This is a genomic window from Micromonospora sp. C31, from assembly GCF_018070575.1.
Taxonomy (GTDB): domain Bacteria; phylum Actinomycetota; class Actinomycetes; order Mycobacteriales; family Micromonosporaceae; genus Micromonospora.
Map to the genome: position 1 here is coordinate 1 of NZ_JAGPXN010000044.1, position 8,122 is coordinate 8,122.

Consider the following 8,122-nt stretch of genomic DNA (forward strand, 5'->3'; position numbering starts at 1 on the left):
GCCTTCGTCCTCGCCGTGACGCACCCACCAGCACACACCCTGCACTGGTCGCTCTGGCGACGAACATCCCAAGCCCGAGCCCGCCGATCCCACTACCAGCGCAGACAGGCCAAGTGACGTTGGAGTATTAGCGGCGCGGCAGCCGATCGCCCCGACCTCGATGGCGGCCAACCGCTCCGCGATCGTCACGGCCTCTCGATGACGGGAGTGGACCGGTGGCGGTGAACTTGTCGGACCGTGCTGCTAGAACCAGGACGTGGAGACCAGCCCGGCAGTCAAGATCTGCATGACGTGCACAAAGGCCAAGGACGCGTCCTGCTTTTATCGCGATCGGCATCAGCCGGACGGGAGAGACCGGCGCTGCAAGGACTGCACCCGCAAGTACCGAAAGCCCTACGACGCCCTGCGAACGGTAGCGAGCAAATACGGCGTCTCCCTCGCGCAGTACGAAGAGGCACTGGAGAAGCAGGCAGGAGTCTGCGCCATCTGTCGGCAACCGCCCGTACGAGGTGTGCTCGTGGTTGACCATTGTCACGAATCCGGATTGTTCCGCGGATTGGTCTGCGGGGCTCACAACACCGGCATCGGTCTCCTGGGCGACTCGCTCGCCACCTTGCTCAGAGCCGGCGCCTACCTCGAGAGCAGCGCCCGTGAAAACTAGGACGTGCGCCCGATGCGGCGACCTTCGCAGCGACTTCAGCGCCAAGTCAAGCTACTGCCGTCCCTGCGTGACCATCCGCAAACGAGCGGAAGCGCTGGCGAAGTTCGGTCTCACACTCGAGGACTTCGATCGAATGACGCGGCAACTCGGAGGGCTCTGCCCGGTATGCGGTCAGGATCCGAGCAGCCTGGAAAAGGGATGGGCGATCGACCACTGCCATGAAACAGGACGCTTCCGCGGCCTCATCTGCGCCCGATGCAACGCCGGCATCGGCGCGCTCGGCGACTCCGTCCCCGCAATTGGCAGCGCCATCAACTACCTGCTGGACTTCTACCGGGCGAACCCCGGAGCATGGGCTGCACACATTGCCGTGAACCCCGAGGACGAGGAGATTTTGGGCCCGGCGACCGCCGAGCCCATCATCTGGTCGAAGGTATGTGACAACTGCGGCGCACCACTGCCGGCCAAACACGGTCTCGGGAGACGGTTCTGTGATTACAAATGCAGGACCGAGGGGATGCGCAGCCGCGAATCGACTTGCCCCACATGTTCGACCACCTTCAGGTCGCCTGACCGCAATAAGATTTACTGCAGCATCAAGTGCTATCGCCCCGCGCGCCGGAACCGCACCTTCAGCCGCCCGCCGTGCAAGACATGTGGCAACGAGTTCATCGCGAAAAGCGCAAGGCAGCTCTATTGCAGCCCGCCCTGCTTCGAGAAGAGCCGACCCTTGCCGCTGCTGATCGACTGCCGGAACTGCGCGACCGCGTTTTGGGCGCGCGACAAACGCCGCCAGTATTGCAGTGCGTCGTGCGCATACAACGGCATGAAAAAGATGCGCAGGCAAGCTAAAACCCAGTAGTCCGGTGGCCCAGCGGCATGCTCACGCACGTTTGCCCAGGTCGCTGAAGCATAAACCGGCCGAGCAAGGAGTCGTAGCACCACTGCTTCGATAAGTATCGACCAACTCCTACCGACAAGGAGCGCGCAGCGACTTGCCTCCCACCTCGACCGCACTGTTGAGATTGGTGGCCGGCCACGACTGGGCGGAGCAGCGTCCCAGCGATGATCTCAGTCGAGCACCTTAGTCTCGACGACCACGGATGAGCCGGTGGCTGTCTTGCGGACGTGTAGGCGCGATGGAATGCGCCTGCGCAGTTCCGCGACGTGGCTGACCAGTCCGACGGTCCGGCCACCGGAGCGCAGGGCGTCGAGCGCGTCGAGCACCTGATCGAGCGCCTCTTGATCGAGACTGCCGAAGCCCTCGTCGACGAACAGGCTACCGAGTTGGGTGCCGCCTGCCTCGGCCAGGACGACATCGCTGAGGCCGAGGGCAAGACACAGCGAGACCAGGAAAGTTTCCCCGCCGGAGAGCGTGGCCGGGCGGCGCTCCTGGCCGGTCCACGCATCGATGACGGACAGGCCGAGCCCGTTTCGCCCGGCGCGGCGGCCTGTGTCTGACTCGGTGACGTGGCGCAGCAGGTAGCGGTTGTAGGTGACCTGTCCGAGGCGGGTGTTCGCGGCCGTCACGACGTGCCGGAACCGGTGGGTCAGCACGTACGTGGAGAGGGTCATCCGGGTATTGCTGTCGGTGCTCTTGCCCTCGACGAGTTGGGCGAGCCGGTTGGCGATCTCGTACTCCGCGCGGATGGGCTTCCATTGGGCGAGGGCGTTGACCAGGTCGGGGCCCAGTTGCTTCAGTCGGTCGTGTTGCTCGACGGCAAGGCCGTGCTGGGCATGCAGTTCGGTGGCACGTTGCCTCGCGGTTTGGTAGGCCTGTTCGCTGCCCTCGACGTCTGGTGGTGGTTCGTGTGCGGCCGCGAGCAGGGTGGGGTCCTGCACTCGTCCTGCGATCTTGCTGTACTCGCTGTCGAAGGCGTCGATTCGTTCCTGCAGTTCGACCAGCTCGGGGTTGGCCAGGGCTGCGCTACGCGCTGCCACGGCGTCGGCGAACTCCGACAGGTGCAGGTGGTGGTGCGCCTCACGGTGGGCATCGGTGAGTTCCTTCGCCGCCTGTCGCCACTCCCCCAGGCTGCTCGCTGCGGCCTTGACCTCAGCGAGTTCCTGGGCCAGTCGAGTCATCCGTAGCCGCAGGCTCTTGTCCTCGCCGCGGATGGCGTCGATGGTTTCGGTGAGTTCGGTGATCTGCTCGGTCAGGGCGGCCTGTTGGGTGGTCGCCGCTGCCTCATCGCGGTCGATCTCGGCGGCCTCGCGGTGTTGATCGGCCAGCAGCACGTCGAGGGTTTCCAGTTGGGCGCCGAGTTCCTCGGCCAGTTTCGCTGCCTCGGTCGCGGCCCGGACCGACTTGCGTGCCTCGGTGACCTTCGACGTCGCCTGGGCTGTCGTCAGGTCGCCGATCGCTTCGGTGACTTCCTTGAGTTGGGCATTGATGCGCTCGACGGTGATCTCGGCGCTCCGGCGTTCATTGAGCCGCTCGCCCGCCTCAGCCTCGGCGAGTTCCTCGTCAGCGGCAGAGACGGCGTCGGCCGCGGCCCGGGCGGGGTCGGGGTGTTCCGGGGAGCCACAGACTCCGCAGGGCTGTCCGGGCCGCAGCTCACCGGCGAGTTCTGCGGCCATGCCAGCCAGTCGGCGCTGCCGTACGTGAAGGTGCTGGGCCTCTGCGGCCTGGTGGCGGTCGATGGCAGCACGCCGTTCCTCCTCGGCGGTCGTGAGTTGACCGGCGAGGTCGTCCCGCCGCTTGCACGCCTTGGCCTGCTTCTGCGCCTCGGCCAGCAATAGTTCGGCGGCTGCCTGGCCTGCGGCCACAGCGAGGGTCTGCTCCTGCCGGGCAGCAACGTTGGCGTGCTGGGTAGGCAGCTCGGCGAGGAGGGTGTTGGCCTTCTCGCGTCTGCTGGCCAGATCCTCAAGCTTCTTGCTGACCGTCGTCTGCTGACGCAGCAGCTTGGTCCGTCGGGCCTCGCTGTCGATCGCGCCTTCGGCCGCATGGAGTTGTGCGGTACGGGCTTGCTCCGCGTGGGTCAGCGCGTCAAGGTCGAGGTCGGCCACGTCGACGGCGTCCCAACCGCCCGGACGAGGCGACGAGGTATGGTCCGGCAGCACCGCTACGTCAGCGGGCAGGGATTCGAGGTGTTCGAACGTCTTCCGGCGGAGCCGGTCAAGGAGGTCCTGTCGGCGGTCGACCTGGTCGAGGTACGGCTTCAGCGCCGTTGCAGCGCGGGCGATGTCGAGCTGGCGTTTACACTGTTCACGCTCCGGCTTGCGCATTGTCAACTCGTCGCGCTGCTGGACCGCCGCACGGTACTCGCGTTGCTGCCCGGCGAGTGTTGCGGCTGCCTGCCGGACCTGGTCGAGGCGCTGTTCCTCTGCCGCACCGACAGCAATGCTCTGGGTCAGGGCCTCCACCAGATCACCGACCCGGTCTCGGTGCGAGGCAGCCCACACGTCGAGCTCGATTAGGGCATCGGGCTTGTCGAGGTCCGCGGGCACCTCTACCTTGATCACCTCGGCGAAGCGCTGCGTCAGGTCGCGGATCGCGCCGAGGGCCGCACGTTCCTGCTGGCCGAGTTGCGTACGGTGATCGGCCAGCCAACGCTCGGCGCGAGTGAAGATCTCGATGTCGAAGAGGTGCCGCAGGAGGCCTTGCCGATCTTCGGGAGATGCCTGCAGGAATCTGGCGAACCCGCCTTGGGGCAGCAGAACCACCTGACAGAACTGGTGGACGTCGAGGCCGATCTCGGCCGTGATCAGGTCAGCGGCCTCCCGATGGTCACGGGTGACGAACGACTGAGTCTGATCCGGCAGCTGCTCAATGATCTCGACATGTGCACCTTCGCGCATGGTTCCAGTACCGCGCCTACGGGGGCGGATCCATTCCGGGGTACGAGTGATCAACAGTCGCCTGTTGGTCAGGGTGACGTCCAGTTCGATACGGGGGCCGCGGCCAGTGCCGGCGTGGTGGGAGTGCAGCGACCTGGCGTCGTCCCGTGAGCCCGGTACGGCTCCGTACAAGGCGAAGCAGATCCCGTCCAGAATCGTGGTCTTTCCCGCACCGGTGTCACCGTGGATCAGGAACAGGCCGTCAGCCGTGAGCGCCTCGAAGTCGACGCTGACCGTTTGGGGAAACGGTCCGAACGCGGTCATGATCAGCCGGTGAAGTCGCATCAGCGGGTCGCCTCCAAGCGGCGCAGCTCGTCGAAGGTGCGATGCAGCAACGCGACCTCGTCGCCGTCGGCGGGTCGACCGCGTACCTCGGTCACGAAGTCGAGCGCGACCTCGACCGGTGCCAGTCGATCAAGGTCGGCGAGGTCCCGGCTTCCCACGTCGGCGGTCAGGCTCGGGACGACGAGCTTCAGCAGATGCGGGAACCGGCGTTTGAGCCGCTCGTGCGGCGACAACGGTCGTACCTGGTCGGTCAGGGTCGCCTCGACCCAGCACTGCTCGTACGCGCTGTAGGCGGGGCTGTTCAACAACTCCTCAACGCTGCCGGTGAGCCGGGCCATCCGCCTCGGTATCGGGGCAGGAACCTCCTCGACACGACGCAGCCCGCCAGCGTCGAAGTCCACAAGGTAGGACGACTTGACGTGAGCGGCCTCGGAAAAACTGAAAGCCAACGGCGAACCGCTGTATCGCAACCCGTCGGCCAGACGCTGACGGCCGTGCAAGTGGCCGAGCGCCACGTAATCGACGCCTTCGAAGACCGCACTGGGTACATGCTGCACGCCACCCACGCTGATGTCCCGCTCGGTGTCGCAACCTGTCCGCCGAAGACGAAAGCGTGCGCCATGACGACAGACCGATGCCCAGGACGGCCGGCAAGATCCGATCGAACCCGGTCCATCGCGGCACGCAGGGCCGCAGCATGGCCCCGATCCTCGAGTCCCCAGTCGACTACCGCCGAGGCTGGTTCGAGAAACGGTACCGGGTAGCACGCGACCGCCGTGTGCTCATCCTCAACGAGCACCGGCGTACCCACAGCACCCGTGCCCACTCGCACATGGACGCCGGCTCTCTCCAGCAACCGAGAGCTGACTCCCAAGCGGGCCGGCGAGTCATGGTTGCCGGCAATGACGACCACCTGCGTCCGGGCCTCCAACACGAGCCGGGTCTGTGCCTGGTCCCACAGACCGACTGCATCAGGCGGCGGCACCGCCCGGTCGTAGAGGTCACCGGCGATGAGCACAGCATCGACCCGTTCACTGCGAGCAAGCTCGACCAAATGATCAATGAATGCCTGGTGCGCGTCGTGCAGGCTGAGACCGTGCAGATGGCGACCCAGATGCCAATCCGAGGTGTGAATAAATCGCACGAGCGGTGACGCTAAGACATACATCGACCGCAGCACATCAACCCAGCCGACCACACTCCCAGCCGAAAATCGGGTGTGTCCCGGCAGACCGAACGCGAAGCTTCTGGTATCGGACGCCAAGAAGGCCGAAACCACCGGGGGCGAGCCGCAGGGTGCCGGCAGTCCGGAGTTGCTCACGCAATCAAGGGTCCTACGATTTGGCTCGGCGTCGGCGTGCCGCCGCCGAGCGCTCGGCCAGTTGCAGCATGTACGCGGTCCTCGCGTGTTTGGCCATGGCGGCTCGGACGTCCTCGGGCAGCGCGCCGCCGGGGTCGACCTGGCGCTCAAACCGGCCGAGGAACGCCTTGGTGCCGGAGGACGTGCGGGCCGTACGGTCAGTGGTGTTGGCCCAGGAGGCATGCGCGGCGATGCGGGCGCGGCGTCGACGCTGCTCTGGGGTCATGCCCACTTCTCCCCCACGCCTCCCTGGCTTCTTCTCGCGGTCAGACACGTTCACCGATCCCCATTCGGGCTTGCACCTGCTGGGCTCGCTCGGCAGCGGCGCTGGCGCCGTAGTGTCGCGGCATGTCGTCGGATGCCCAGCCGAGCACCAGCATTAGGTCGCCGGTGTCTCCCCCGGCCAGCTTCCACTCGTGTGCGTAGGTGTGCCGCCAGCGGTGTGCGTGCACGCCATCGACCCCGGCGCGCAGACCGCGCCGTTTGAGCATCAGTTTGATGCCGTTGCCCGTCAGCGGCTGTGAACCGCGTACCGCTAGCCACAGATGGGGTAGCCCGGAACCTTTGTGCCGGCTGCGGGCGCGCAGGTAGCGGCTGACCGCCCGGGCGGTTTTGGGTCCAAGCCGGACCCGGCGGTCCTTTGCGCCCTTGCCGTGGTAGCGCACCGTGTCCAGCGACAGGTCGATATCGTCGAGTCGCAGGTTGGCCACCTCGGACAGCCGCGCTCCGGTGTTGGACAGCAAGCGGATGATCGCTTTGTCACGGACGTGGACGAAGTCCTTGCTCTCGCACGTATCCAGCAGCTTTTTGGTGTCCTCGTCCCGAATGATTGGGATGAGCCGCTTTGGTGTCTTGGGCTGCCGTACCCGCAGCATAGGCGACTGGTCGATCTCCTCCTCATCGACCGTGAGCCACTTGAAGAACTGCTGCAGGGCCTTGTGCTTGTTCAGCGCCGTGGCCGGCGACCGGGTCTCGATCATCCATGCCTGGAACGCCTCGACGTGCCGCCGCATCACGGCGGCCGGAGTGAATGCCGCCTCCCCCGACTCCCGTTGGTGGTCGCCAGCGAGGTACCTGCCCAGTTGAGCAGCAGCCAGCAGGTAGTTGTAGCGCGTCGTCGATGGGTAGTTTCCCGACCGCAGCGTCCGATCCCAATCGGTGAGGAACGCCGCCCACACCTGAGGCAGACCCATCGTCAGCTTGGTCAGATCGCGGTTCATGGCCACCCGCCCTGCGGCGTCAACCCCGGGCGTCGGCGCTGGTGCGGGGTACTGCCTCCTTGCCGCCTCCGAATGCCGGGCGACGCCGCCCGCCACCACAGCCTTTCCACTCGGGTTCCCGCGCCGAACTCTCGCGGGATCTCCCGTACTGCCACCTCACCGACAAAGCGCGACCCCGAATGCACCGACGCCAACGCCTGGGCGGCGATCTGTTCGGGGGTGGGAGCCGGCGGGAGGGCCCGCTCCCTGCCCGCCGGCTCCCCCTGCCCACCGCCACGCCCGCTCGAAGGCACGCAGGCGGCGAGCTGTTCGGCCACGGCATAGTTGTAGAGGCACCTGAGTGAGGAGATGAGGTGCTCGGCGGCTGTCCGACCGCCGCGAGAGTTTCTTCGTACTACCCGCTGTTCTTTCATCCGCTCGGCAAGCTGCCTGATTTCCAAAGGGCTGGGCTCGTTCAGGCGCCTGTTTCCCCAGACGTCGCGCACCCGCTTCCAATAGGTGCCGTAGACACGACGCGCGCCAACCGTTATCGCTTCAGACACGCGATCGATGTATTCGTCGACGGTGGGCATGTCTACGGGCGTGTTCGACACCGCTAGGAGTTGCTCGGGGGTTAGACCCAATCGGGTTAGTACTCCAACGTCACTTGGCCTGTCTGCGCTGGTAGTGGGATCGGCGGGCTCGGGCTTGGGATGTTCGTCGCCAGAGCGACCAGTGCAGGGTGTGTGCTGGTGGGTGCGTCACGGCGAGGACGAAGGC

General features: G+C 66.0%; 6 protein-coding genes and 1 pseudogene. 2 read left to right on the plus strand and 5 right to left on the minus strand.

The window, feature by feature from the left end:
- The first annotated feature begins 256 nt into the window (after window positions 1-256).
- Together KBX06_RS27220 and KBX06_RS27225 are read left to right on the plus strand one after the other, a co-directional pair.
- Entirely contained in the window at window positions 257-661 is a 405-nt protein-coding gene (locus KBX06_RS27220; RefSeq protein ID WP_210839899.1) for an endonuclease VII domain-containing protein, read from the plus strand.
- Window positions 662-728: 67 nt separating this feature from the next.
- Window positions 729-1,523 carry an endonuclease VII domain-containing protein gene (locus KBX06_RS27225; protein WP_210839900.1) on the plus strand — a complete coding sequence of 265 codons (795 nt, stop codon included), beginning with the start codon at window positions 729-731 and terminating at the stop codon, window positions 1,521-1,523.
- A gap of 209 nt (window positions 1,524-1,732) precedes the next feature.
- Here KBX06_RS27225 and KBX06_RS27230 read toward each other — a convergent pair whose 3' ends face one another.
- The 5 genes and pseudogenes from KBX06_RS27230 to KBX06_RS27250 all read right to left on the minus strand — a co-directional run bounded on the left by KBX06_RS27230 (window position 1,733) and on the right by KBX06_RS27250 (window position 7,363).
- Window positions 1,733-4,783, minus strand: coding sequence for an AAA family ATPase (locus KBX06_RS27230; protein WP_256442486.1), 3,051 nt, complete (start codon window positions 4,781-4,783; stop codon window positions 1,733-1,735).
- Window positions 4,783-5,340, minus strand: a complete 558-nt coding sequence (locus KBX06_RS28615) for an exonuclease SbcCD subunit D C-terminal domain-containing protein (protein WP_307854780.1) — start codon at window positions 5,338-5,340, stop codon at window positions 4,783-4,785. Before KBX06_RS28615 ends, KBX06_RS27230 begins: the two co-directional genes overlap by 1 nt.
- A 92-nt stretch (window positions 5,341-5,432) precedes the next feature.
- Window positions 5,433-5,951, minus strand: a pseudogene (locus KBX06_RS28800) (exonuclease SbcCD subunit D); the annotation flags it as partial.
- Between the two features lie 166 nt (window positions 5,952-6,117).
- Window positions 6,118-6,369, minus strand: coding sequence for a hypothetical protein (locus KBX06_RS27245; RefSeq protein WP_210839908.1), 252 nt, complete (start codon window positions 6,367-6,369; stop codon window positions 6,118-6,120).
- A gap of 40 nt (window positions 6,370-6,409) precedes the next feature.
- Window positions 6,410-7,363 (minus strand): tyrosine-type recombinase/integrase, encoded by a 954-nt coding sequence (locus KBX06_RS27250; RefSeq protein ID WP_210839910.1) that lies wholly within the window; start codon window positions 7,361-7,363, stop codon window positions 6,410-6,412.
- Window positions 7,364-8,122 lie beyond the last annotated feature (759 nt).